This is a genomic window from Ruegeria sp. CK1, from assembly GCF_056536545.1.
In genome coordinates this window covers 201,934-224,502 of the sequence record NZ_JBQFPX010000001.1, presented here as the reverse complement: position 1 = coordinate 224,502, position 22,569 = coordinate 201,934, and the positions used below count along the sequence as shown (strand labels likewise).

Annotated in this window: 28 protein-coding genes and 1 other RNA gene; 18 read left to right on the top strand and 11 right to left on the bottom strand. The window is 56.6% G+C overall.

Annotation, left to right across the window (positions count from 1 at the left end; translation table 11 throughout):
- Nucleotides 1–23: 23 nt before the first annotated feature.
- A complete protein-coding gene (locus ACR0L3_RS01115; protein ID WP_480742971.1) occupies nucleotides 24–395 on the bottom strand; it encodes a helix-turn-helix domain-containing protein in 372 nt (123 codons plus the stop codon).
- A 336-nt stretch (nucleotides 396–731) separates the two neighbouring features.
- Between ACR0L3_RS01115 and ACR0L3_RS01110 the strand changes: the two genes are divergently transcribed.
- Nucleotides 732–1,688, top strand: a complete 957-nt coding sequence (locus tag ACR0L3_RS01110) for an NADPH:quinone oxidoreductase family protein (protein ID WP_480742970.1) — start codon at nucleotides 732–734, stop codon at nucleotides 1,686–1,688.
- Here the strand turns inward: ACR0L3_RS01110 and ACR0L3_RS01105 are convergent.
- Complete coding sequence (locus ACR0L3_RS01105) at nucleotides 1,685–2,566, bottom strand: LysR family transcriptional regulator (RefSeq protein ID WP_480742969.1); 882 nt, start codon at nucleotides 2,564–2,566, stop codon at nucleotides 1,685–1,687. The genes ACR0L3_RS01110 and ACR0L3_RS01105 overlap by 4 nt on opposite strands.
- A gap of 127 nt (nucleotides 2,567–2,693) precedes the next feature.
- Between ACR0L3_RS01105 and ACR0L3_RS01100 the strand changes: the two genes are divergently transcribed.
- Nucleotides 2,694–2,903: a DUF1127 domain-containing protein gene (locus ACR0L3_RS01100; protein WP_480742967.1), complete on the top strand. Its 210-nt coding sequence runs from the start codon at nucleotides 2,694–2,696 to the stop codon at nucleotides 2,901–2,903.
- A 182-nt stretch (nucleotides 2,904–3,085) separates the two neighbouring features.
- Nucleotides 3,086–3,865, top strand: coding sequence for a Bax inhibitor-1/YccA family protein (locus ACR0L3_RS01095; RefSeq protein WP_480742966.1), 780 nt, complete (start codon nucleotides 3,086–3,088; stop codon nucleotides 3,863–3,865).
- 170 nt (nucleotides 3,866–4,035) lie between these two features.
- Here ACR0L3_RS01095 and ACR0L3_RS01090 read toward each other — a convergent pair whose 3' ends face one another.
- Together ACR0L3_RS01090 and rpmG are read right to left on the bottom strand one after the other, a co-directional pair.
- Nucleotides 4,036–4,542, bottom strand: a complete 507-nt coding sequence (locus ACR0L3_RS01090) for a hypothetical protein (protein WP_480742965.1) — start codon at nucleotides 4,540–4,542, stop codon at nucleotides 4,036–4,038.
- A 208-nt stretch (nucleotides 4,543–4,750) separates the two neighbouring features.
- Entirely contained in the window at nucleotides 4,751–4,918 is a 168-nt protein-coding gene (gene rpmG, locus ACR0L3_RS01085) for a 50S ribosomal protein L33 (protein WP_037309480.1), read from the bottom strand.
- Nucleotides 4,919–5,198: 280 nt separating this feature from the next.
- Between rpmG and ACR0L3_RS01080 the strand changes: the two genes are divergently transcribed.
- The 3 genes from ACR0L3_RS01080 (at nucleotide 5,199) to ACR0L3_RS01070 (ending at nucleotide 7,083) form a co-directional block, all read left to right on the top strand.
- Nucleotides 5,199–5,834, top strand: coding sequence for a DUF1326 domain-containing protein (locus tag ACR0L3_RS01080; RefSeq protein ID WP_480742963.1), 636 nt, complete (start codon nucleotides 5,199–5,201; stop codon nucleotides 5,832–5,834).
- Between the two features lie 12 nt (nucleotides 5,835–5,846).
- On the top strand, nucleotides 5,847–6,683 hold the full coding sequence (locus ACR0L3_RS01075; protein WP_480742962.1) for a DUF2182 domain-containing protein: 837 nt from the start codon (nucleotides 5,847–5,849) through the stop codon (nucleotides 6,681–6,683).
- A 67-nt stretch (nucleotides 6,684–6,750) separates the two neighbouring features.
- Nucleotides 6,751–7,083: a GYD domain-containing protein gene (locus tag ACR0L3_RS01070; RefSeq protein WP_480742960.1), complete on the top strand. Its 333-nt coding sequence runs from the start codon at nucleotides 6,751–6,753 to the stop codon at nucleotides 7,081–7,083.
- Between the two features lie 9 nt (nucleotides 7,084–7,092).
- Here ACR0L3_RS01070 and rnpB read toward each other — a convergent pair.
- The 5 genes from rnpB to gatC all read right to left on the bottom strand — a co-directional run bounded on the left by rnpB (nucleotide 7,093) and on the right by gatC (nucleotide 10,807).
- Nucleotides 7,093–7,492, bottom strand: an RNA gene (gene rnpB / locus ACR0L3_RS01065) — RNase P RNA component class A.
- Nucleotides 7,493–7,622: 130 nt separating this feature from the next.
- Nucleotides 7,623–8,291: an N-acetylmuramoyl-L-alanine amidase gene (locus ACR0L3_RS01060; protein ID WP_480742959.1), complete on the bottom strand. Its 669-nt coding sequence runs from the start codon at nucleotides 8,289–8,291 to the stop codon at nucleotides 7,623–7,625.
- Nucleotides 8,275–8,988 (bottom strand): hypothetical protein, encoded by a 714-nt coding sequence (locus ACR0L3_RS01055; protein ID WP_480742957.1) that lies wholly within the window; start codon nucleotides 8,986–8,988, stop codon nucleotides 8,275–8,277. The genes ACR0L3_RS01060 and ACR0L3_RS01055 overlap by 17 nt, the downstream gene beginning before the upstream one ends.
- A gap of 40 nt (nucleotides 8,989–9,028) precedes the next feature.
- Nucleotides 9,029–10,516 carry an Asp-tRNA(Asn)/Glu-tRNA(Gln) amidotransferase subunit GatA gene (gatA, locus tag ACR0L3_RS01050; protein ID WP_480742956.1) on the bottom strand — a complete coding sequence of 496 codons (1,488 nt, stop codon included), beginning with the start codon at nucleotides 10,514–10,516 and terminating at the stop codon, nucleotides 9,029–9,031.
- A gap of 3 nt (nucleotides 10,517–10,519) precedes the next feature.
- Nucleotides 10,520–10,807: an Asp-tRNA(Asn)/Glu-tRNA(Gln) amidotransferase subunit GatC gene (gatC, locus tag ACR0L3_RS01045; protein WP_170325838.1), complete on the bottom strand. Its 288-nt coding sequence runs from the start codon at nucleotides 10,805–10,807 to the stop codon at nucleotides 10,520–10,522.
- Nucleotides 10,808–11,035: 228 nt separating this feature from the next.
- On the opposite strand from gatC, the gene ACR0L3_RS01040 reads away from it, so the two are divergent.
- Complete coding sequence (locus ACR0L3_RS01040) at nucleotides 11,036–11,194, top strand: hypothetical protein (RefSeq protein WP_480742955.1); 159 nt, start codon at nucleotides 11,036–11,038, stop codon at nucleotides 11,192–11,194.
- Nucleotides 11,195–11,341: 147 nt separating this feature from the next.
- Complete coding sequence (locus ACR0L3_RS01035) at nucleotides 11,342–11,905, top strand: DUF4202 domain-containing protein (protein ID WP_480742953.1); 564 nt, start codon at nucleotides 11,342–11,344, stop codon at nucleotides 11,903–11,905.
- Here the strand turns inward: ACR0L3_RS01035 and ACR0L3_RS01030 are convergent.
- A complete protein-coding gene (locus tag ACR0L3_RS01030; RefSeq protein WP_480742951.1) occupies nucleotides 11,902–12,552 on the bottom strand; it encodes a ceramidase domain-containing protein in 651 nt (216 codons plus the stop codon). The genes ACR0L3_RS01035 and ACR0L3_RS01030 overlap by 4 nt on opposite strands.
- A 58-nt stretch (nucleotides 12,553–12,610) precedes the next feature.
- Between ACR0L3_RS01030 and ACR0L3_RS01025 the strand changes: the two genes are divergently transcribed.
- Nucleotides 12,611–13,303, top strand: coding sequence for a metal-dependent hydrolase (locus ACR0L3_RS01025; protein WP_480742950.1), 693 nt, complete (start codon nucleotides 12,611–12,613; stop codon nucleotides 13,301–13,303).
- Here the strand turns inward: ACR0L3_RS01025 and ACR0L3_RS01020 are convergent.
- The gene (locus tag ACR0L3_RS01020; RefSeq protein WP_480742949.1) at nucleotides 13,293–13,754 is read right to left on the bottom strand and encodes a nucleoside deaminase; all 462 of its coding nucleotides are present in this window, start codon (nucleotides 13,752–13,754) and stop codon (nucleotides 13,293–13,295) included. The two genes, ACR0L3_RS01025 and ACR0L3_RS01020, sit on opposite strands and share 11 nt — an antisense overlap.
- Here ACR0L3_RS01020 and ACR0L3_RS01015 point away from each other — a divergent pair.
- From ACR0L3_RS01015 to ACR0L3_RS00975, 9 genes are all read left to right on the top strand, one after another.
- Nucleotides 13,753–14,628 (top strand): pseudouridine synthase, encoded by an 876-nt coding sequence (locus ACR0L3_RS01015; protein ID WP_480742948.1) that lies wholly within the window; start codon nucleotides 13,753–13,755, stop codon nucleotides 14,626–14,628. The genes ACR0L3_RS01020 and ACR0L3_RS01015 overlap by 2 nt on opposite strands.
- 174 nt (nucleotides 14,629–14,802) lie before the next feature.
- Complete coding sequence (locus tag ACR0L3_RS01010) at nucleotides 14,803–15,717, top strand: 5-bromo-4-chloroindolyl phosphate hydrolysis family protein (protein ID WP_480742946.1); 915 nt, start codon at nucleotides 14,803–14,805, stop codon at nucleotides 15,715–15,717.
- Between the two features lie 30 nt (nucleotides 15,718–15,747).
- Complete coding sequence (locus ACR0L3_RS01005; protein ID WP_480742944.1) at nucleotides 15,748–16,938, top strand: toxic anion resistance protein; 1,191 nt, start codon at nucleotides 15,748–15,750, stop codon at nucleotides 16,936–16,938.
- 49 nt (nucleotides 16,939–16,987) lie between these two features.
- Nucleotides 16,988–17,908: a DUF2927 domain-containing protein gene (locus ACR0L3_RS01000; protein WP_480742942.1), complete on the top strand. Its 921-nt coding sequence runs from the start codon at nucleotides 16,988–16,990 to the stop codon at nucleotides 17,906–17,908.
- A gap of 21 nt (nucleotides 17,909–17,929) precedes the next feature.
- Complete coding sequence (locus ACR0L3_RS00995) at nucleotides 17,930–19,078, top strand: SPFH domain-containing protein (RefSeq protein WP_480742940.1); 1,149 nt, start codon at nucleotides 17,930–17,932, stop codon at nucleotides 19,076–19,078.
- Between the two features lie 35 nt (nucleotides 19,079–19,113).
- Nucleotides 19,114–20,205, top strand: a complete 1,092-nt coding sequence (locus ACR0L3_RS00990) for a TFIIB-type zinc finger domain-containing protein (protein ID WP_480742938.1) — start codon at nucleotides 19,114–19,116, stop codon at nucleotides 20,203–20,205.
- A 110-nt stretch (nucleotides 20,206–20,315) separates the two neighbouring features.
- Complete coding sequence (locus ACR0L3_RS00985) at nucleotides 20,316–20,984, top strand: nitroreductase (RefSeq protein WP_480742937.1); 669 nt, start codon at nucleotides 20,316–20,318, stop codon at nucleotides 20,982–20,984.
- A 21-nt stretch (nucleotides 20,985–21,005) separates the two neighbouring features.
- Nucleotides 21,006–21,443: a D-aminoacyl-tRNA deacylase gene (dtd, locus tag ACR0L3_RS00980; protein ID WP_480742935.1), complete on the top strand. Its 438-nt coding sequence runs from the start codon at nucleotides 21,006–21,008 to the stop codon at nucleotides 21,441–21,443.
- A complete protein-coding gene (locus tag ACR0L3_RS00975; RefSeq protein WP_480742934.1) occupies nucleotides 21,443–22,546 on the top strand; it encodes a glycerate kinase type-2 family protein in 1,104 nt (367 codons plus the stop codon). The genes dtd and ACR0L3_RS00975 overlap by 1 nt, the downstream gene beginning before the upstream one ends.
- The last annotated feature ends 23 nt before the right edge of the window (nucleotides 22,547–22,569 follow it).

Genomic DNA, 22,569 nt, shown 5'->3' with positions numbered 1-22,569 from the left:
GTGCCAGAGTCAACCCCGTTTGCTTAGGCGACGTCGCTCAGCACGCGGGCGAGTTCAAACAGACGGCGGCGCTGGTTTTCAGGAATCGCATAGTAGGACCGAACCAGATCCAAGGCTTCCTTGTCCCCCATCAAATCGGCAGGTACCGATTTTTTGCTAGTGTCTTCTTTCTCGGACTCTTCAAGACCCTCGAAGAAAAAGCTGACAGGCACATCCAATGCCTCGGCGATGTCCCAAAGACGCGACGCGCTGATCCGGTTGGCCCCCGTTTCGTATTTTTGGATTTGTTGAAACTTAATACCAACTTGTTGCGCCAACTGCTGTTGGGTCATGCCAATCAGCCAGCGGCGATGTCTGACGCGCTTCCCCACATGGACATCGACGTGATGGGTCATTGGTATTCTCCTCTACTACACACACACAACTAATTCAGGTGCGCGACGTATTAATTCTACCGCAACACTAGCGAGACGCCCTTAACCACTCCCTAATCAGGACGAAGCCCCCAAATCAGCACCAGAGACAATATCGCGCTTTTCGGGCTTTTTTTCAAGAAGGTTGAATCAGTTTTGCTAGGTAAAGGATTAAGGTTGTGCCCTTTCGATCCATTACACGCACTTAACACTGGGTAAATTCCTGCTCACGCCACAACTCTTGCGGCCGCGACGAGGTAAAAGATTGACAAATTCCAGTCAGCGCGAACCTATGTAAACAACCACAGGAGTGCGACCATGCTGGCCTATAGAATTCAAGCTAAGGGCGCAGCGGCCCAGATATGCAATATCGACGTACCACATCCGCAAGAGGGGCAAGTCCGCGTTGCAATAAAAGCCTGTGGTTTGAATTTCGCCGATCTGCTGATGCAGAAAGGAACCTACCAAGACACACCACCTGCGCCGTTCACTCAAGGTATGGAAATTGCAGGGATAGTTGATGAAATCGGCCCCGGTGTCACACACTTGGTGCCAGGGGACCGCATTGCCGTGTATTCCGGTCAGGGCGGTCTTGCCGAATTTGGCGTATTTGACGCTGAACGCGCGATTTTGCTGCCAGAGTCGGTCAGCTTCGAGGACGCCGCTGCCATACAGATCGCCTATGGCACCAGTCACATCGCGCTGGACCATCGCGCCCGCCTGCAACCCGGCGAAACCCTTCTGGTCACAGGAGCAGCGGGCGGCGTTGGCCTGACAGCGGTAGAGATCGGCAAGCTGATGGGTGCGACTGTTATTGCCCAAGCCCGGGGCGCAGAAAAACTGGCCGTTGCTGAATCCGCAGGTGCGGATCACTTGATTGATGCATCCGAAGACTTACGAACACGTGTGAAGGAGTTGGGTGGAGCGGACGTTGTTTATGACGCCATCGGAGGGGATGTGTTCAAAGCGGCTTTCCGCGCAACAAACCCCGAAGGCCGTCTGTTGCCCATCGGCTTTGCTGGCGGAGACGTACCGCAGATCCCTGCAAACCACCTGCTTGTCAAAAACTTGACCGTCATCGGCTTTTATATCGGTGGCTACCTGAGTTTTCGTCCGCAGATCGTGCGGGACAGCTTTGAAACATTGTTCCGTTGGTGTGCCGAAGGGCGGATCAAGCCACACATAAGCCATGTACTGCCCCTGCCGGACGCCGAGAAAGGTCTGCAATTGCTGCGCGACCGTACGGCGACCGGCAAGGTCGTTATTACACCCTAACCAACGACTGCCTTCAAAGGCGCGCTGCCAAGCATCAGGAAATTTTGACGGACCAAGGCTGCCAGCGCTTCGACAAGCGGGCCACGTCCAGGTTCACCGCCATAAAGATTGATCATATGCGCGGGCAGTTCGGGCAGCACGCCGCCATCGTCGATTTGAGACAGGTGCGCTGCCTCGGTTCCGTCAAGCATAGCGTGAACTGCCAAGTCGGCAGCGACGGTCGCCTCGATCGTGCGGTCATTTTCGGATTCAACCGACAGTTCCCAAGGGATACCCGCCTCATCCAATGCCGCGATGACTTGCGGCCGGAACATGCAACGGCGGCCTAGGGCAATGGGAATCGGCCGCTTGCGCCAAGCGGACCCACCGGGCGCACCGATCCAACGTAGCGGTAGCTCGGCGATGGTTTCCGCCCCTCCGTCCGCGTTCGCCTCAGTTGTCAGGATCAAATCACACTCGCCGCGTTTGAACATTTCCTTAAGCTGCATCGTGTATGACGACACCAGTTGCACCCGGACCCGTGGGAAATCTACGTTGAAGCGCTGCAGAACACGCGGAATCGCCGGATAGACAATGTCATGTGGAACGCCAAGAACCACCTCGCCTTCAAAAGCCTGATCGGTGAGTTTCGAAATCACCTCGTCATTTAGCGCGATCATACGACGCGCATAGGCCAACAGCTGCTCACCAGATGCGGTCAGCGCAATGGTCCGGCCGCTTCGGTCCAAAAGTTCCAAGCCTAGCAGTTCCTCAAGCCGCTTCAACTGCATCGAAACGGCGGATTGGGTCAGGTGCAGAAAACCAGCAGCTCGCGTAACGCCGCCCTGATCTGCCACCGCCACAAACGACCGCAAGGTTGTAACGTCCAAATTACGCATCTTCACGATTCCTTATGGTTCCCTTCAAAAACATTCATTTTTAAAATGTGTCATACCATGCCATATAAATCAAGGAACCTGATGAGAGGCGAAGAAATCATCGAAAACCGAAGAAAGAACAAAGATTATGACCCAAATAGCCCTTCATAGCACCTGCCAGCCGCGCCGCCGCTTTGGCCTGACAATGTTACGAAATGCGCTGTCTTTACACCGTCAGCGCTGCACCCTTGCAAAGCTGGACGCTCGTGCGCTCGAGGATATCGGAATCACCCGCGAACAGGCAGAAGCCGAGGCCGCCCGGCCGCTTTGGGACGCTCCGGAATTCTGGCAAAAGTGACTTTGAAATGAATCTTTTCCTATTGAATGGCGACCCGCTGCCGCAGGTCGCCATTTTTGTTGCGAGTTTTCACCGGTTTCCGTCTCTAAAACCTTGAAACACGGCCCGTAGTTGCCGATATTTGCGAGGAACGGGGTCTGATTTTCGGACCACGACAAGAATTATGTGAAGGGAGACCCTTAATGGCACAATTTGACACGATCCGGACGGCGGCCGGCGCGCGCGCTGCCGAGATCCATGAGGGCCTACGCGCCCATATGAATAAAGTCTACGGCACAATGTCCGTAGGCATGCTGATCACTGCGCTCGCTGCGTGGGCGATTGCTGGTCTTGCTGTAACGTCCGACCCAGCCAATGCCGTGGCTCAGATCAGTACTGATCGTTACCTGACAAGCTTGGGTGGTGCACTGTTCCTGTCGCCACTGAAGTGGATCGTCATGTTCGCACCGCTCGCCTTCTTGCTGTTTGGCTGGGGTGCACTGATGCGTCGCGGTTCCGCCGCCGCAGTACAACTGGGTTTTTTCGTCTTTGCCGCTGTAATGGGCGTGTCGATGAGTTCGATCTTTATGATCTACACCCCCTACTCGATCACGCAGACCTTCCTGGTGACTGCTATCGCATTCGCTGGTCTGAGCCTGTTCGGCTACACCACCAAGCGTGACCTGAGCGGCATGGGTACCTTCCTGATCATGGGTGTGATCGGTCTGTTGGTGGCAATGGTGATCAACCTGTTCCTGCAGTCGGGACCAATGATGCTGGCAATCTCGGCTATTGGCCTTCTGATCTTTGCTGGCCTGACCGCATTCTACACTCAGGACATCAAGAACACCTACGTTGCACACGCAACTCATGGCGATCAGGAATGGCTGGATAAAGCGGCGATTGACGGTGCGCTGAGCCTGTACATCTCGTTCCTGAACATGTTCCAGTTCCTGCTGATGTTCATGGGTCAGCAAGAATAACGCGGAACATCGCTATTCTGAACAAACGGGGCGGGTCGGAAACGACCCGCCCTTTTTTGTTGCCAGCCACCTTTGCGTTGCTCTCCCGATTCAACTCCGTCTCAACATCTCAAAAAAGAGAAAGGCCCCGTCGAAAAGACGAGGCCTTGAAAGCATTAAATCGAGCTGGTTCAGCTGCAATTCAGCGCGATAGCAAAGCCCGAACTCCTACTGGAAGAACCTTTGCGGTAAACGTCACCTGCTGGTAGGCAGCCTGTGAACTGCTCAACGTTTTGGCCAAATCTTGCGCCCACACCGTTGTCGATGCGCGTCGAGTTGTTCTCGGTACGCAGAACACCGTAGAGGCTGCCATTCACGCTAACCGTACTCAGAAACAGATTTGTATCCAGCCCGGTCAGAACAACCGAGTTAGTATCGCTGCGTCCTCCGTTGTCGATTGCGACCCGGGCAATCTGTTCGGGATCGGTCGCGTCAGTTGTAACTGGAACCGTGGGGAGAACGGCCAGCTCTGCCGGCACATTCGTCGCAGGGGGAAGAATGCCTACTGCACCCGGAACGTCCGAAAAGCCCTGGGGTTCACCATCTATCCCGGTAAACCCGATACCTTCCCGGTTATAGGGGTCTTCGCAGGCCGCGAGGGCCAGTACAGTTATTGTGGATAACAAGATTTTTTTCATGATGGCCAACATTTTGGATCGGTTTGTTGAAGCGTAGGGGTAAGCCATTCGAAAAAGCAACCCGTCACAGATTAGATTGCTTTGGCTGCTGATGCTTCGTTGCAACGTACCAAAAACAAGCGTGATGTCTTTTCCCTAGAAAAATGGACAACGAAAAAGGGCCCTGCCGCGGCAGAACCCTTTGAAATTGTCCAAATTGAAGGGCAGATTATTTAATCTTGCCTTCCTTGTACTCGACATGCTTCCGAACGACCGGATCGTATTTACGAATGGTCATTTTCTCGGTCATGGTGCGAGCGTTCTTTTTGGTCACGTAGAAGTGGCCCGTGCCCGCGGTCGAGTTCAGACGGATCTTGATTGTCGTCGGCTTCGCCATGGTTATCTCCTGCGTCCGGAAAGGCAGGGGCCTTTCGGTTGAATTCCTATGAGCGTGCGCTTTTACCCGGTCGCGCGACCGAGTCAACCAGAATCCGCCTTTTAAGCGTACAAAACCTGACGTCGTCCCTACCCTAGTTTGGAGCGCTCACGGTTCTGTGATAAAGTCTCGCTATTGGATCCAACAAGAAAGCCGGCACCAGGCTCGATTTCTGAGGCTCAAGGAACAGGCGGAGCACTCTGTCAGCAGAGTTTTACTGCATGTTTTTTTGGGGGCTATCATGACAGAATGGAAACTTCAGGGCGAAGAGCTGGCGAACTGCAACTGTAATTTCGGGTGCCCTTGCCAGTTCAGCGTTCTTCCTAGCCATGGCAACTGTGAGGCTGTCGTCGTTTTCGACATCAAGTCTGGAAACTACGGAGACACCGATCTTGCCGGACTACGCGCGGCAGGTGTTTATCATTGGCCCGGGCCAATTCACGAAGGTAACGGCCAAATGCAATTGATCATAGACGAGAGCGCATCCGCCGATCAAAGAGCTGCCATTCAGGCCATCATGACCGGGGAAGACACCGATGAGATGGCAACCATGTGGTACGTCTACAGCGCTATGGCACCTACGAAGTACGAAACTCTGTACGCCTCGATTGAGTTGGACTGGGACCGCGACGAACGTACGGGGTATGCTAAGGTCTCTGGCGTTTTTGACGTAGAGGTGAATCCGATACCGCACATTGTCTCTGGAGCGCCCCACCGGGCCTCAATCCAATTGCCAAACGGATTTGAATATCGGCACGCGGAAGCCGCCTCAGGGAGCGCCAAAACCACCGGTGGTGCGATAAGCCTGACCTTTGAAGCGACTCACGCGCATCTGGCGCATCTCAACATCTCGGGCCACGGCGTCCTGGGCGCGTAACCGGAGGTCAAAATGGCCACGATTCCTCCCGATCAGGGTGTGGTGGATCGGGTACTGCGGCGTGATCGCGGTATCGTTCTGTTCTGCGTGCTGCTGATTGTTCTCGGCGCGTCTTGGTATACCGTTGCCGGAATTGGCATGAATATGTCTGCAATCGACATGACCCGCATGGCTGGCCCAATAGGCGAACCGATGCGAATGGGTGGTGAGATCCGATGGACTCCCGCTTACGCTGTCCTGATTTTCCTGATGTGGTGGGTCATGATGATCGCGATGATGACGCCAAGCGCTGCACCCACGGTGTTGTTGTTCACCGCCATCAAGCGGATGGGACCAGACAAAGACCGCGCATCCAGACTCAGCCTGTTTTTCTTGGTCGGTTACCTGGTTACATGGGCGATATTCAGTGCCGTTGCGACAGGTGCGCAATGGGGTCTTGAACTGATCGGGTTGTCAGATGGACCAATGATGACGATCCGGTCCAAGGCCTTTGCCGGCAGTGTTCTGATTGCGGCGGGACTGTATCAGCTGTCCAACCTGAAATCCGCATGCCTGCGCCATTGCAGAAGCCCTGCTCAGTTCCTCGCCGAACATATCCGTCCAGGCGCTTATGGCGCATTTCGCGTCGGCGCAATCCACGGAGCTTTCTGCCTCGGCTGCTGCTGGGCCCTGATGCTGTTGCTGTTCGTGGGCGGTGTTATGAACCTGTATTGGATTGTCGGCGTCGCCCTCTATGTTGCCCTGGAAAAGCTGTTACCGCGGGCGCGGTGGCTTGTTCCCCTTAGCGGTTTAGCACTGATTGTCACCGGCGTTTGGTTTGTTGTTGCCCCAGCGGCGATAGCGGGCTGACGCGCAAGTGAAGGCCAAAGGACCGGCCAATTTGTGAGTCCTGCATCAAAAATTAAAGGAGGTTCAAATGCCAACTTTTATAACCTACGCATCCTATTCTCAGGCGGGCATCAAAGGCATGCTGAAAAAACCTGCGGACCGTACAAGCGCAGTCAGGGCATTGCTGAAAAAAGCAGGTGGCAAGCTGGTGGCTTTCTACATGACCACGGGGGACAATGACGTTTTAGTCATAAGCGAAGCGCCCGACAGTACCGATGCAGTCTCAATTAGTATGGCCGTCGCCGCGTCGGGCGCAGTGTCAAACGTTCAAACGGTTCAGGCTTGGAAGGCAAAAGATTTCGTAGCTATTACGAAAAAGGCCGCCAAGTTAACAGGCGCCTATGCACCTCCGGGGAACTAATCAGAATATACGCGCGGAGGGCCTGTAAGCCGGATCTTGTTCCGGGGTTACCCCCTTCGATGACCATTCCTCTAGGCCGTGCATTGCTGCGCGGCTCAAGCTGCCAACCCGGTCCCTCTCGGCCAAGACGCGCTTAGCGGCGGTATCGGCTGACGCCGACCGGCCCGCGCGGGGACCCTATTTGGCATTGCTCCCGGTGGGGCTTGCCGTGCCGCCGCTGTTGCCAGCAGCGCGGTGGGCTCTTACCCCACCGTTTCACCCTTACCCTGAACCAAAGTTCTGGGCGGTCTGATTTCTGTGGCGCTTTCCGTCGGGTTGCCCCGCCCGGGCGTTACCCGGCACCGTTGTCTTGTGGAGTCCGGACTTTCCTCTCGGGCTCGAAAGCCCCAGCGGCCATCCGGCCCTCCGCGCATTCGGGTGGGTATGCTTTGGGCCCGTCGGCGTCAAGGGCGTATGGAGCAAGAAGGGGCCAGCCCCTTCTTGGCCTTCGGCCAATTCAACCCCGGGATATTTTCAGCCAGATGAAGCGCGGATCGAGTTTACTTGGCCAGTGGTGCAATATCTGCCGACTCCAGCGGCCCTTTTCCCCAAGGACGGTATCTGAGACGCACGGCTGCGAGCAGGGTCTCGTCGTCCGTTTCGGAAGTGTAACCTGCGGATTGCGCCATGGCACGGAAGGTATCCATCTGCGCCCTCTGCGGTGCACCCCGACTGCGTGGGCCAGCAAGTCGCAGATGTTCCAACCGTTGCCAAGGAAACCGGGGCCCAGGATCGGATTTACGGCCCGGTGCCATGTCGGAATGTCCAATGACATTTTCAGGGGAAAGCGACCAGCGTTCCGAGATTTGTCGCAGCAGCGTTTCCAGTACCGCCAACTGTGGTTCAGCGAAGGGATGTGACCCAGTGTTGTCCAGTTCAATCCCAATGGAACGTGAGTTAATGTCAGTCTGACCGCGCCACTCCCCTGCACCGGCATGCCAGGCTCGGTGGTCTTCACTAACCATCTGCCAAAGCATACCGTCTGAGCCAATCAGGTAATGTGCAGAAACCTCATGCTTGGGATCGCACAGCCGATCTAGTGCGGCCTGAGCGCTATCCATGGCTGTGTAGTGCAAGACAATTAGGGAAGGTGTCAAACCGTCCCTTCGTTCGCCGAAATTGGGCGACGGATGCCAGATTGGTGTCAGCGGTTCAGTTATTAACGGCACTGCGGAACGCGCTTGGATCCCAGTTGCAGGCGTAGCCGTCACCATCCGGGTCAAGACCCTTGCGATCACGCTGGGGACCGCCATTCGCCAGAAACTCGATCTGAGCCTGATCTGAAGATGGGAACTGTGCACAGTTGCGCTGTGCTTTGGCCTCTAGGTTGAATCCCGAACGACTATAGAGCTGAGTCCCAACGGGATTTGATGTGTTCAGCGCGTATTGTACGATATTGGGTTGCCCATCCGTACCGCGTTGAGGAACAGCAGTGGGTGCTACCACTTCGTAGGTTTGGCGATTCTGTTCAACCAGCGCCGCATCATCCTCGATGCTGCGGCGGCCAGAGACAGCTTCGAAATCCTGTTCGTCCGAAATCCCGTTGTTGATCGGATCTTCAACGGGCGATGGCGCAGGTGTGATCGTGTTTTCACCGGACGTTATGGCCAGCGCAGCGGCTGTTGCCGCAGCTAGGTCAGCACTGTCGCCCGTCGGCAAAGGGGCGACCTCACCCGGTGCCCCGAGCTCTTGCTCGGAGACTTCGTCCGGGCCAAGCAATGGGTTTCCAGTTTGACCCTGCCCCGAGAGTTGCGCTTCGCGTTGCGCTTGATAGGTCGGCGTATTGAAATCTGTGCCACCCACAGTGCCCACCGAATTACAGGCGGCCATCAATCCGATTGCGGGGATCAGAAGCGAAAAGCGCATCCTGCTGCTCCGTCTGTCGATACTCTGCTTGAACTGAGGATTACCACCATTTGCCCGGCTTGGCCACAAAACCAGCGGCGTTTTCCAAAGCGTAGGCGGTGTTGAGCAGATCGCCTTCTTCCCACGGACGTCCAATCAATTGCAGACCAAGCGGCAAGCCTTGCTTATCCTGACCTGCGGGCACTGAGATACCCGGCAAACCTGCAAGGTTCACTGTTACGGTGAAGACGTCATTCAGGTACATTTGCACTGGGTCAGCTTCGGTCATCTCACCCAGACCGAACGACGCCGACGGCGTTGCAGGGGTCAGGATAGCGTCAACACCCGCCGCGAAGACATCTTCGAAGTCTTTCTTGATCAAGGTACGAACTTTGCGCGCACGGTTGTAATATGCGTCGTAGAAGCCTGCCGACAGCACATAAGTACCGATCATGACACGACGCTGCACTTCGTGGCCAAAGCCCTCGGCGCGGGTCTTTTCGTACATCTCGGTGATGCCGTCGCCCTGCGCCAGCTGCGCGCGGCGGCCATAACGGACGCCGTCATAGCGCGCGAGGTTCGAGGACGCCTCGGCTGGGGCAATCACATAATATGCTGGCAGCGCGTATTTGGTATGCGGCAGCGAGATATCTACAATCTCGGCACCTGCGTCTTTCAGCATTACCGTGCCGTCGGACCAAAGTTTTTCGATCTCGGCGGGCATACCATCCATACGGTATTCTTTAGGAATACCGATCTTCTTACCTTTGATGTCGCCGGTCAGCATTGCCTCGAAATTCGGTACAGCCAGTTCGGCGCTGGTCGAATCCTTTGGGTCGTGGCCGCACATGGTTTCAAGCATGATCGCTGCGTCGCGTACATTCTTGGTCATTGGACCGGCTTGATCCAGCGAAGACGCAAACGCCACGATGCCCCAGCGCGAGCAACGGCCATAGGTCGGCTTGATCCCGGTGATGCCAGTGAACGCGGCAGGCTGGCGGATCGAGCCGCCGGTGTCAGTACCGGTCGCAGCCAAACACAGGTCGGCGGACACGGCCGAAGCCGACCCGCCCGACGAGCCGCCCGGTGTCAACTGAGCGTCATCATTGCCGCGCCGCCAGGGGCTGACTGCGTTGCCATAGGTCGAGGTTTCGTTGGACGAGCCCATGGCGAATTCGTCCATGTTCAACTTGCCCAGCATCACGGCACCAGCATCGGCCAGTTGCTGCGACACGGTGGATTCGTATTCCGGCTTGAAGCCTTCCAGAATTTTTGAGGCCGCCTGCGAGGGCACACCCTTGGTGCAGAACAGATCCTTGATGCCGATTGGCAGACCGCACATCGATGGCGCGTCGCCGCCTTTGATCCGCTCATCCGCCGCCTTGGCGCGTTCCACAGCAATCTCGGGCGTCTTGTGGACAAAAGCGTTCAACGCGTCGGCGTCGTCAATGGCCTTCAGGCAGGATTCGGTCAGCTCGACCGAGGTCACTTCACCCTTACGCAGCGCGTCGCGGGCCTCGGCCAGCCCCAGTTTGTTCAGATCGCTCATGTCTTACTCCACCACTTTGGGGACTGCGAAAAAGCCTTCGCGCGCGTCGGGGGCATTGGCCAGAACCTTGTCCTGCTGGTTTCCGTCGGTGACCACGTCTTCACGACGCTTCAGGCGCATCGGCTCGACCGAAACCATCGGCTCGACGCCTTCGACATCCACTTCGTTCAGTTGTTCGATGAAACCAAGTATGGTGTTGAATTCGGACGCGAGCGCAGGCAGCGCGTCATCCTCGACCTTGATCCGGGCCAGTTTGGCCACCTTGGCGGCAGTGCTTTGGTCTATCGACATCGGAAAACCTCATATGCTTTAGGGGGCGTTTACCTGTCTGGTGCCGCAGTCGCAAGAGCGCCATGGAGCCTATGTGCCGACGTTCCACCCTCAAGGTCTGGCCATGCTATTCAAAACTGAATATCCGGTATGCGCAGAAGTAAACTGATTAGTTCATTTCGCGCCTTGAAAAACTAAACTGTGCGGTTCATTTCATAATCACGTCAAAGCCAATCACTGGAGACTGACATGAAAACTTTCATCACTGCAGCCCTTCTTACCGCAACCGTTCTAAGCACCCCGGCCATGGCGTTCAGCCTCAGCACTCACACCCTGATCCCGAACCTGACCTACCCTGAGCCGGATCAAGAGCCCGTGACCCGCGGCAATACCAACCCCAGCAAATAAGATGACGTTTGCGGCCGGGCCAGAATCCCCCCTATCGGCCCGGCCAGGATGCATTTGACTGCTGCATCCACATTATCCAATCGCTACGATGGTATGAACGAACCCGCCGGGCAGCATTTCAGATCCGGCAAGCCAACGGAGCGGAACATGAGCGCACGCAAGCAAGCGGTACTGGACGCAATAGATGCGGCCAACCAGCAAGACCCTAACAACGAAGGCGGCCAGCCCGTTGAATTGCTTTACGGCCAACGGATGAGCGCCGAGTTGGACAGGCTGTTTCCTGACGCTTCTGACACTCTGCAAATAGCTGCGCGTGGGCAGCATGTAGAACGCTGGAAGCTAGCGCGCAGTGAATACCCCGAAGGCCGTGCCGGTTATCTGGCGTGGCGCAAAGCGCAAGGGGTGCACCACGCCGAAGTTGTCATGTCGATGATGGCAGAATCCGGTTACAGTTCGGATGAAGCCGAAGCCGTAGGGCGTATGTTGCGCAAGCAAGGTATCAAGCGCGATGCTGAAGTTCAGGCATTGGAAGATGTCATCTGTTTCGTGTTCCTGAAATGGTATTTTGCGCCATTCGCGGAAAAACACTCAGCTGGAAAAATCCAAAACATAGTAGAGAAAACTGCGCGCAAGATGTCGGCCGAGGGCAGAGCAAGAGTGTTGACAGAGTTCGATCTTCCCGAACACTTGGCCGCCGCGTTTCAGGATTAATTCGCGCGGATCATGTGCCTGCGATAAACCTCGATCATCCAGCCCAGCATAGTGGCGTTCAAGATGTGCCACATGAAATGCGTACCCAGCGGCACATGCGTGCAAATGGGCTCGTCCAACGCGCGAAAGGTGATCGAAGCGATCAGAATCATCGCTCCGATCGCCAGACCTCGGGCGGTATCCGGCACGCGCTGGCGCAACAGAACCGCGTAAATCAGGATCAGTAGTGGCACCGGCGCGTAGGCCGCTGACCCGCCCAAACCTGATACGAATTGAAACAGCGGAATCGTCGCTGCGGCGTAGGGGATGAACAAGCCCGTTAAGAACGTGGCCGGCAGAGGCCTCATCTGCCAAACATCGCGGTTGATCGCGAAGATGTAGACCAGAATATACAACAGGATCGGCACGACATCCGCCATCGCTGCCCAGACCTGCGCATGGGTATGAAATAAATAGCTGCCGACGCCGATAGCAGTCAGAATAACCACCAATGCCATGGCCAGTGGTAGCCCCTGCCCACGCACCCGCCGCCACATGATAAAGGCAGCGATCAGAAACGCTGCATTTGTCACCGCATTGATTGGCTCGGCCCAATAGGCGGGCGTCAAACGCTCGCAATAGCCGTCAATTTCCTGAAACCAGTCCATGAACTTTTACATAGCCGATGCTAAGTTGAAGCCAACAGTCTGTAAGGGAGGATTTTTTATGAAAATCATTTGGCTGGGCCATGGCAGTTTCCGAATTGAAACCGAAGGGCAAGTTTTTCTGATCGACCCATGGCTTACCGGAAATCCGGTGTTGTCCGAAACGCATCACGACACCGCTCTGGACGGCGCGACCCACATCTTGCTGACCCACACGCATTTCGACCATGTGGCCGATGTGGTGTCGTTGGCCAAACACCTCAAGGTGCCAGTGGTCGGCCAATACGACTTGATGGGGTATTGGAGCGAGGCCGAGGAGTTGGAAACCATCGGTTTCAACAAAGGTGGCACAGTGAACTTGAATGGCGTCATGGTGTCCATGGTGCCTGCATCGCACAGCTCAACTTTTTCAACGCCCGACGGTCTGCGCACAGGCGGCAGCGAGGTTGGTTTCATGATCGCCTCCGAGGGGCTCATGCTTTACGTGTCCGGTGACACAGATATCATGGCCGACATGGATTGGATGGGGGATTACTACAAACCCGATATCGGCATCCTGTCAGCGGGCGGGCATTTCACCATGGACATGAAAGCAACGGCCTATGCTGCCAAACGATACTTTAACTTCAAAACCGTAATTCCTTGCCACTACAAGACTTTCCCGATCTTGGAACAATCCGCTCAGGTGTTAATCGATGGGTTACCGGGGGTGGACGTAATCGAGCCGGAGGTAATGAAACCCATTACTCTTTAGGATCGCGCCGTGCGGCGAAGAAGGCTTTCAGCAATTCAGCGGCTTCCTCTCCGGCGATGCCGTCATAGACCTCGGGAACGTGGTGCGCTTGTTTATGCGTAAAGACCCGCGCGCCATGGGCCACTCCGCCTGATTTCGGATCGGCCGCACCGTAGTAGATGCGTCTAATACGAGCCGCTGCCAACGCCGCCGCGCACATCGCGCAGGGTTCTAGTGTGACATAGAGGTCATGATCAGGCAGCCGCTCTGAGCCCGCCTCGGCGCAGGCCGCGCGCAGGGCCAGAATTTCGGCATGGGCCGTTGGATCGTTCAATTCGCGCGTCCGGTTCCCCGCCGCGGCTACAACGCGACCATCAGGCGCAACGATGACCGCCCCCACGGGGACCTCTCCGCGATCTGCGGCTGCGCGCGCCTCGACCAGCGCCATATCCATATGCGATCTGAACTCCATGCCACTGACTGCATCAGAAACCTGTCTTTCGCAAGGCGACGGGATGCGCTATGGCCTGCGGATGAACAAAACCCCTCCTCCTCCCGGCGACCGGATCGCCAAGGTATTGGCACGCGCGGGCATCGCCTCGCGCCGAGAAGCCGAACGCATGATCGAAGCTGGCCGTGTCAATGTGAATGGCAAGACCATCAACAGTCCTGCGCTGAACGTTACCGGCAAAGACAAGATCACTGTAGATGGCAAGCCCGTATCCGAGCCCGAACCGTCGCGCCTGTGGCTTTACCACAAGCCGCCAGGTCTGGTGACGACCACGCGCGACGAAAAGGGGCGCGCCACCATTTTCGACAACTTGCCCGAAGATATGCCCCGCGTCATGAGCGTCGGGCGGCTCGACCTCAACTCGGAAGGGCTCCTGTTGCTGACAAACGATGGCGGCATCAAGCGCAAGCTTGAACTGCCCTCCACCGGGTGGCTGCGCAAATACCGCGTGCGGGTGAACGGACGCCCCAAAGACGAGGATTTTGCCCCCCTGCGCAAGGGTTTGGTAATCGGAGGTGAGCGGTTTCTGCCAATGGATGTCTCGTTGGACCGCCAGCAAGGGGCAAATGCCTGGCTGACCATCGGTCTGCGCGAAGGTAAGAACCGCGAGATTCGCCGCGCGATGGAGGATATCGGATTTTCCGTGAACCGCCTGCTTCGCGTTTCTTACGGTCCGTTCCAGTTGGGAAACCTGAAAGCCGGCGAAGTAGAAGAGATCCGCCGCCGTGTAATGCGCGATCAGCTAGGGTTGGACGCGGAACCGGACGCCAAGCCCAAACGCCCGGCCCGACCGCAACGAAAACGGGCGGCAATCGGCAAGAAAACTCGCAAGTGACGCGGGTTTAGCAACCTTTCCCCTAGCGCCAAGCCCTCGCATCGCCTAAATTTTCCTTAGTTGCTGCAAATGGGGGGCGCCATGTCAGGGACTGGAGTGCAAAAACTGGCCTACGCGGCCCTATTGGTGCTGCTGTTTGGCGTCTGTACCGGCGTGCTTGGAGGCCTTTGACGCATGGCAAAGCGGTACGGCGGAAAATTCAGCCCGCAGGGCGGCAGCTCAGAGGACGGTCAACCACCACGCGGTCAATTCCATGGCGCGCGGGTCGAGCCTGCGGGTGCGCGCGTCAACATCCTGTTCTTGCCCGCTATTCCTTTGGTGTTTTTGTCGCTAAATGATGGCGCAGTCGGGATGACCATTGGGCTGGTCGCTGCAGGCATGCTGACGGCGGCCGCTTTCCTGTTGCGCGAAGGTCTGCGCGCCGAAGCAGAATACAACGCGCGCCGCACTGCCCGACGACCAGCTTTTCCCCGCAAGATATTTGCAAGCGTATTGACCGGGCTTGGCGCGGCGTTGGCATCTTACCGAACCGAATATTTGGATGCCGAAACCGCCGCAAACGCTAGCCTAGTGGCCCCAATCCTGTTCGGAGCCGTGGCGACCGCGCTGCATTCCGTATCCTTCGGGCTGGACCCGATGAAGGACAAGGGCATGGAAGGGATCGACACCTTTCAACAAGACCGTGTCGCCCGAGTGGTAGAAGACGCCGAAACGCACCTGACCGAGATGACCGACGCCATCAAGCGCGCCGGTGATCGTCGGATTGAAGCCCGGGTCGAGCGGTTTCAGGACACCGCCCGCGACCTGTTCCGCACGGTAGAAGAAGATCCGCGCGACTTGGCTGGGGCCAGAAAATATCTGACCGTCTATTTGCAGGGTGCCCGTGATGCGACTGTGAAATTTGCGGATGTATATGCCCGCACTCGCGATCCGCAAGCACTGGCGGATTATACGTCCCTTCTGGACGATCTGGAACAGAATTTCGCGGCCCGTACCCGCAAGATGCTTTTGGATGACCGCAGCGATCTGACGGTTGAAATTGACGTGTTGCGCGAACGGCTGCAACGCGAAGGCGTCCGGTTGGATTGACCGGCCATATTTTTGAGAAAGGATTACCTAATGTCCGATGAAATCAAGAACAAGGCGGTCGAGGCTGAAACGCTGGTGCAAGAGGTGACGGCTGTAGCTCTGCCCGAACCCTCGACCGAGGTAATCTCGCTGGAAGAAGCAGACGATCCAGTTGGTGCCGAGATTCGAAAGCGCATGGACGAAATCGACATGGAGAACACCAATTCGATCGTCTCTTTTGGATCATCCGCGCAAGCAGAATTGCAAGAAATAAGCCAGGCCATGCTGGCGGATGTGCGTAACAAGGATGTCGGACCTGCCGGAGACAGCTTGCGCGACATCGTAACCACGATCCGCGGCTTTTCCGTAAGTGAACTGGACGTGCGGCGTGAGCGGAGTTGGTGGGAGAAACTGCTGGGCAAAGCGGCGCCTTTCGCCAAATTCACGGCGCAGTACGAAGACGTTCAGGGCCAGATAGACAAGATCACTGATGACCTATTGAGTCACGAGCACACACTATTGAAAGACATCAAGTCGCTGGACTTGCTCTATGAAAAGACATTGGGCTTCTATGACGAACTGGCATTGTACATTGCGGCAGGCGAGGAAAAGCTGACCGAGCTCGACAGCCACGACATCCCCGAAAAAGAAGCTGCGGTTGAGGCCGCGCCCGAAGATGAGCAGGTAATGAAAGCACAAGAACTGCGAGACATGCGTGCTGCGCGCGATGATCTGGAACGCCGTGTGCATGACCTGAAACTGACACGTCAGGTGACGATGCAATCCCTGCCCTCGATCCGTTTGGTGCAAGAAAACGACAAGTCGCTGGTGACAAAGATCAACTCGACCTTGGTCAATACAGTGCCGCTTTGGGAAACTCAGCTGGCCCAGGCCGTTACTATCCAGCGCAGCGCCGAAGCTGCTGCAGCCGTGCGCGACGCAAACGATCTGACCAATGAATTGCTGACCTCAAACGCTGCCAATCTGCGCGATTCCAACAAAATGATCCGCGAAGAAATGGAACGCGGCGTATTCGATATCGAAGCGGTAAAGCAGGCGAATGCCGACCTGATTGGCACCATCAATGAAAGCTTGGCGATTGCGGATGAAGGTAAGGCCAAACGTGCCGCCGCCGAACAGGAATTGCAAAAGATGGAAGCCGAATTGCGTGACACCCTTGCTTCGGCCAAGGCGCGCCAGGACGGAATCGGCGACAACGCCGGAACAGCAGTACCAGGCTGACGGCGGGCTAAGCGTGCGGTTACCGGCATATCTAAAGCCTCTTTTTTGCATGGTCTTGTTGCTGACTTTGGCCAATTGCGATGAGACGTTGACAACTTCGGTTGTACCGCAACCGCGACCGGTTGCCGTCACCCCCGCGCCCAATGCCTACGTACCGCCGTCCGCGGCCAGTCAGGATTTGGCCCGGTTCTATCAGCGGGTTGAACGAGATCTGCTGACCCGCGGCCTGCTGCGAGTGGACGGTGGTGGCCCCGACACGCCTTATGATGCCGACGATTTGGCACGCAACTTCGAAGCCATCGCGTTCTACAGCGAATACCCCGATCATGCCGTAACAGCTTCGTCGCGCCAGACGGACGGGCAACTCAGCCGTTGGTCGGGCCCGGTGCGTGTGCAGACAGAGTTTGCCCCATCCGTTGCCCCTGACGCGCGCGAACAGGACGCGGCACAGGTCGAGGCATATACCGCCCGACTGGCAAGGCTAACGGACCACCCAATTTCGGTCGTCAACCGAAAGGCCAATTTCCATGTGTTCTTTGCGGGTAAGGACGACAGCAGTTACGTGGTGGCGCGTCTAAAACAACTAATTCCCAATATAAGCCAAGCTTCTCTCGATCTGGTTGCCAACCCGCGTTCAAATATCGACTGCTTTGTGTTTGCTTCGGCGACAAGCACCTCGCCGAACCGCTACGTACGCGCGGTTACCCTGATCCGGACCGAGTTACCCGATCTACTACGCCGCAGTTGCATTCATGAAGAGATTGCTCAGGGTCTTGGCCTGTCCAACGACAGCCCCGCCGCTCGGCCCTCGATTTTCAATGACGATGATGAATTTGCTCTGCTGACAAGCCACGACGAAAAACTGCTGACGATGCTTTACGATCCGCGTTTGGAACTAGGTGTAACAGTGGAAGACGCTCGTCCGGTGGTGCGGATCATCGCACGCGAATTGATGGGCCAGCAGCTTTAGGCCCAAGGAAAGGAGACCCCAATGGGTATTTTCGATTTTCTGACTGGAGAATTTATCGACGTCATTCACTGGGTCGACGACACCCGCGACACCATGGTCTGGCGTTTCGAACGTGAAGGCCATGAGATCAAATACGGTGCCAAGCTTACAGTACGAGAAGGTCAGGCGGCGGTGTTCGTGCATGAAGGGCAACTAGCGGATGTATTCACGCCGGGTCTCTACATGCTTGAGACCAACAACATGCCGATCATGACGACCCTGCAACACTGGGATCATGGCTTTCAATCTCCGTTCAAATCAGAAATTTATTTCGTAAACACGACGCGCTTCAACGATCTGAAATGGGGCACCAAGAACCCGATCATGCTGCGCGATCCCGAATTCGGGCCAACCCGCATTCGGGCCTTCGGGACCTATACGATCCGGGTGAAAGACCCCGCGAAATTCATGATTGAAATCGTCGGAACCGATGGCGAGTTCACCATGGAAGAGATCAGCTTCCAAATCCGCAACATCATCGTGCAGGAGTTCAGCCGCGTGATCGCCGGATCCGGTATCCCAGTTTTGGATATGGCCGCCAACACCGCCGATCTGGGCAAGCTGATCGCGGCAGAAGTTTCTCCTGTACTAGAGAGCTACGGGCTTGAGATGCCTGAATTCTACATCGAGAATATCTCGCTGCCTCCTGCGGTTGAGGCTGCGTTGGACAAGCGGACTTCGATGGGGCTGGCAGGTGATTTAGGTAAGTTTACTCAGTACTCCGCCGCCGAGGCGATGACGGCTGCCGCCAGCAACCCCGGCCAAGGTGGCGGCATGGGTGCGGGTCTCGGCATGGGCATGGGAATGGTCATGGCTAATCAGATGGCGAACATGGCAGCGGGTCAACCAAGCGGCCCTTGGGGTAGCTCGGCACCCGCGGCCCCGCAACCGACAACGCAAACTGCACCGCCCCCTCCTCCTCCGGTCGAACATGTTTGGCACATCGCAGTCGACGGTCAGACCAGCGGGCCGTTCTCGAAGGCAAAGATGGGACGCATGGCAACCGAAGGTGAAATCACGCGAGACACTCATGTTTGGACCGCAGGTCAGGATGGCTGGAAAAAGGCTGGTGACGTGCAGGAATTGGCCCAACTGTTCACCATTTTGCCTCCCCCGCCGCCCGGTGCATGACCCTTTAGACGTCGGAGTAACAACAGGGCTGTACCATGACCGAAGAACACAGATTTCCCTGCGAGCAATGCGGCGCGGATTACAGATTCAACCCCGGAGACGGCAGCCTGACCTGCGACCATTGCGGCCACTCCGAGGCGATTGGAGCTGGTCCTTGGGGCGGGGCCAGCCTAAAGGAACTGGATTTTGATGCGGCTATTGCCGACCGGCTACCGGAAACCGAAATCGAAGAAACCCGTGTTCTTTCATGCCCAAACTGCGCAGCTCAGGTTGAGTTTGATCCCGCCACACACGCTGCAGAATGCCCTTTCTGTGCCACACCGGTCGTGACGGACACAGGTGTCAATCGACATATCAAACCTCGGGGTGTCTTGCCTTTTGCGCTGGATGAACGCGCGGCGCATAAGGCGATGGGAGATTGGCTTGGGCGTTTGTGGTTCGCGCCGAACGGTTTGAAGGATTACGCCCGCAAGGGCCGCAAGATGCAGGGAATCTATGTGCCCTATTGGACGTTTGATGCAGACACCCAGTCCAGCTATCGCGGCGAGCGTGGCACAGTTTACTATGAGACCCGCACTGTAATGCGAGACGGTAAACGCGTTCAGCAACAGGTGCCTAAGGTCAGGTGGTCGCCGAAATCCGGGCGAGTGAAGCGGTTCTTTGACGACGTTTTGGTGCTGGCGTCGCGGTCCTTGCCCAAAAGTTACACCGACGCATTGGAACCGTGGGATTTGCCCGCGCTTGAACCCTATCAACCGCAATACTTGGCGGGGTTCCGAGCCGAGGCCTATACGGTCGAACTGCAGGAGGGCTACACCGAGGCCCGCGGATACATGGCGCGGGTGATTGAGCGGGATGTTCGTTTTGACATTGGCGGTGATCGTCAGAGAATACACGCAATTGATACTGACGTGCGCAATGTGACCTTCAAACATATCCTGCTGCCGGTTTGGATGGCGGCTTATAAGTATCGCGGCCAGACATATCGTTTTGTTGTCAACGGTCGGACGGGCCGCGTTCAGGGGGAACGCCCGTGGTCGGCCATCAAGATCACCATAGCTGTTGTACTGGGTTTGCTTGTAGCTGCTGGTGTGGGGTATCTGATGGCCACTGGCCAGCAAGGTTAAAGCTCCCTTGCTCTCCGAAAAACCCCCAGAAAAGCAGAAATGTTAGCGCTTGAACTTCCCTCTCTCAAACGCCATTGTGCGCCGCGTCAACGCCGAGGGGAGAGGCCAGTGTGACGTTATCCGAACTTAACCAGCTGCTGGCTGCTCGGTACTCTTGCCGGGCATTTCTTCCTGATCCGGTTCCGAGGGACCAGATCGAGCAGATTGTGACAAGTGCAGCACGTGTTCCCAGCTGGTGCAACGCACAACCGTGGCACGTCGTGATCACCAACGGCGCAGAGACTGACCGCTTTCGCACTGCGCTGCGAGTAGAGGCCGGGACGGGCACCCCGGCCCCCGACTTGCCCTTTCCTACGTCTTATTCCGGGGTCTACAAAGATCGCCGACGCGCGTGCGGCTGGGCTCTTTATCAGGCCGTGGGAGTAGAACGTGGGGACCGAGCCGCTTCGTCCCAACAGATGATGGAAAACTTCAACCTGTTCGGTGCACCGCATTGTGCGATCCTGTCCAGCCCGGCGGAACTTGGGGTTTATGGGGCGCTGGATTGCGGAGGGTTTATCACAGCTTTTTCACTGGCCGCACAGGCGCTTGGTGTGGCAACGATCCCCCAGGCGGCGCTGGCAACGTACAGCCCCTTTTTGCGGCGCTACTTCAACATCCCTGATGACCGCAAAATTTTGTGCGCGATTTCATTTGGATATGAAGATAAAGAGCATCCAGCCAACAGCTTTCGCACCGACCGCGCCGATCTGGATGAAATCGTCGAATGGCTCGGATAACACACCAAGCGGAGAATAGTTTTGCGCGCAGTTTTGCAACGTGTTTCACACGCCAAAGTGTCAGTAGACGGTCAAGTGATCGGCCAAACGGGACCGGGCTTAATGATCCTTGTCTGTGCGATACAGGCCGACGACGAGGCAAAAGCACGTCAACTGGCAGCTAAGATTTCTAAGTTGCGCATATTCAAGGATGACGCAGGTAAAATGAATCGCTCGGTGTTGGACATCGAAGGCTCGGCGCTGGTGATCAGCCAATTTACGTTGGCAGCCGATACGTCCCGTGGTAACCGCCCGGGATTTTCAGAGGCAGCCCCGCCAGACACAGGAAAACATCTGTACGAAGTTTTTGCCCAACAACTTCAGGCTCTTGGCGTGCCCGTAGAAACCGGTCAATTCGGTGCAGATATGGCGGTTGAATTGGTCAATGACGGGCCAGTTACGATTTGGATGGAAAGCTGATGGACAGAAAAGAGCAAGCAATTCGCATCTGGCAGGCCGGTGTGGATGCCGTGGGTGGATACGCCGCAACCAGCAAAGTTTTAAGCGACATACCCGAACCCGATCAGATCCTGGCCGTAGGCAAACCCGCAGCAGCAATGGCGCGTGCTGCATTAGAGCATTTTGGACCTCGTCCCACACTGGTTGTTACAAAGGACGATCACGGGCGTGACTTACCTGATCATGTAACGGTGATTGAGGCCTCGCATCCCGTTCCGGACACGCGAAGCCTGCAGGGTGGGCAGGCTCTGCGCGAAGTCGTCCAGAGCATGAAGCAGGGTTCGCATCTGCTGTTGTTGGTATCAGGTGGTGCGTCCTCATTGGCCGAGGATCTGCTGCCGGGAAAGACACTGGATGACCTGGAGAAGTTGAACAAACGGCTTCTGGCGGAAGGTTTGGACATCACGGCCATGAACGCGGAACGGCGCAAGCTGTCGCGGATCAAAGGCGGAGGGCTGCTGTCCCATTTCCAAGGCGAGAAAGCGACAGTTCTGGCGATCTCCGACGTGCCGGGCGACGATCTGAACGTTGTCGGTTCAGGAATTGGGGCGCTGCCGGCCTCGGTTGCTTTTCAAGCGCAAACGCAGATTGTCGCCTCGAACGCCCATGCCCGTGACGCCGCGATGGAACTGGCGCAAGGCGAAGGGTTCGCGGTGCATGCGAACGACGAAAGCATGCACGACGATTTCCAGAATGTCGCCAAAACCTTGGGCGAGCGCATCCGAAACATGCCACCCGGTGTCATGGTGTTCGGCGGAGAACCTACGGTTGTTCTGCCGGAAAATCCTGGGCGCGGCGGTCGCAACCAAGCATTGGCGCTGGCTCTGGCACAAGAAATTTCTGGATGCGACGGAATAACCCTAGTCGTAGGCGGCACTGATGGCACGGATGGACCTACGCAAGCGGCAGGAGCAGTTGTTGACGGCACCACGTGGGGTGACGGCGCTGAAACGGCTTTACAAAAAGCAGATAGCGGCAGCTATCTGGAACGTGTCGGCGCTTTGTTGGAGACTGGCCCCACTGGAACAAACGTGATGGATCTTCTTGTCGCAATCCGCGCATGATTTGACGGTTTCCACAACGACCC

Coding starts and splice junctions, on each gene's coding strand:
- ACR0L3_RS01115 (WP_480742971.1), bottom strand. CDS start 395: ATGACCCATCACGTCGATGTCCATGTGGGGAAGCGCGTCAGACATCGC.
- ACR0L3_RS01110 (WP_480742970.1), top strand. CDS start 732: ATGCTGGCCTATAGAATTCAAGCTAAGGGCGCAGCGGCCCAGATATGC.
- ACR0L3_RS01105 (WP_480742969.1), bottom strand. CDS start 2,566: ATGCGTAATTTGGACGTTACAACCTTGCGGTCGTTTGTGGCGGTGGCA.
- ACR0L3_RS01100 (WP_480742967.1), top strand. CDS start 2,694: ATGACCCAAATAGCCCTTCATAGCACCTGCCAGCCGCGCCGCCGCTTT.
- ACR0L3_RS01095 (WP_480742966.1), top strand. CDS start 3,086: ATGGCACAATTTGACACGATCCGGACGGCGGCCGGCGCGCGCGCTGCC.
- ACR0L3_RS01090 (WP_480742965.1), bottom strand. CDS start 4,542: ATGAAAAAAATCTTGTTATCCACAATAACTGTACTGGCCCTCGCGGCC.
- rpmG (WP_037309480.1), bottom strand. CDS start 4,918: ATGGCGAAGCCGACGACAATCAAGATCCGTCTGAACTCGACCGCGGGC.
- ACR0L3_RS01080 (WP_480742963.1), top strand. CDS start 5,199: ATGACAGAATGGAAACTTCAGGGCGAAGAGCTGGCGAACTGCAACTGT.
- ACR0L3_RS01075 (WP_480742962.1), top strand. CDS start 5,847: ATGGCCACGATTCCTCCCGATCAGGGTGTGGTGGATCGGGTACTGCGG.
- ACR0L3_RS01070 (WP_480742960.1), top strand. CDS start 6,751: ATGCCAACTTTTATAACCTACGCATCCTATTCTCAGGCGGGCATCAAA.
- ACR0L3_RS01055 (WP_480742957.1), bottom strand. CDS start 8,988: ATGCGCTTTTCGCTTCTGATCCCCGCAATCGGATTGATGGCCGCCTGT.
- gatA (WP_480742956.1), bottom strand. CDS start 10,516: ATGAGCGATCTGAACAAACTGGGGCTGGCCGAGGCCCGCGACGCGCTG.
- gatC (WP_170325838.1), bottom strand. CDS start 10,807: ATGTCGATAGACCAAAGCACTGCCGCCAAGGTGGCCAAACTGGCCCGG.
- ACR0L3_RS01040 (WP_480742955.1), top strand. CDS start 11,036: ATGAAAACTTTCATCACTGCAGCCCTTCTTACCGCAACCGTTCTAAGC.
- ACR0L3_RS01035 (WP_480742953.1), top strand. CDS start 11,342: ATGAGCGCACGCAAGCAAGCGGTACTGGACGCAATAGATGCGGCCAAC.
- ACR0L3_RS01030 (WP_480742951.1), bottom strand. CDS start 12,552: ATGGACTGGTTTCAGGAAATTGACGGCTATTGCGAGCGTTTGACGCCC.
- ACR0L3_RS01025 (WP_480742950.1), top strand. CDS start 12,611: ATGAAAATCATTTGGCTGGGCCATGGCAGTTTCCGAATTGAAACCGAA.
- ACR0L3_RS01015 (WP_480742948.1), top strand. CDS start 13,753: ATGCCACTGACTGCATCAGAAACCTGTCTTTCGCAAGGCGACGGGATG.
- ACR0L3_RS01020 (WP_480742949.1), bottom strand. CDS start 13,754: ATGGAGTTCAGATCGCATATGGATATGGCGCTGGTCGAGGCGCGCGCA.
- ACR0L3_RS01010 (WP_480742946.1), top strand. CDS start 14,803: ATGGCAAAGCGGTACGGCGGAAAATTCAGCCCGCAGGGCGGCAGCTCA.
- ACR0L3_RS01005 (WP_480742944.1), top strand. CDS start 15,748: ATGTCCGATGAAATCAAGAACAAGGCGGTCGAGGCTGAAACGCTGGTG.
- ACR0L3_RS01000 (WP_480742942.1), top strand. CDS start 16,988: ATGGTCTTGTTGCTGACTTTGGCCAATTGCGATGAGACGTTGACAACT.
- ACR0L3_RS00995 (WP_480742940.1), top strand. CDS start 17,930: ATGGGTATTTTCGATTTTCTGACTGGAGAATTTATCGACGTCATTCAC.
- ACR0L3_RS00990 (WP_480742938.1), top strand. CDS start 19,114: ATGACCGAAGAACACAGATTTCCCTGCGAGCAATGCGGCGCGGATTAC.
- ACR0L3_RS00975 (WP_480742934.1), top strand. CDS start 21,443: ATGGACAGAAAAGAGCAAGCAATTCGCATCTGGCAGGCCGGTGTGGAT.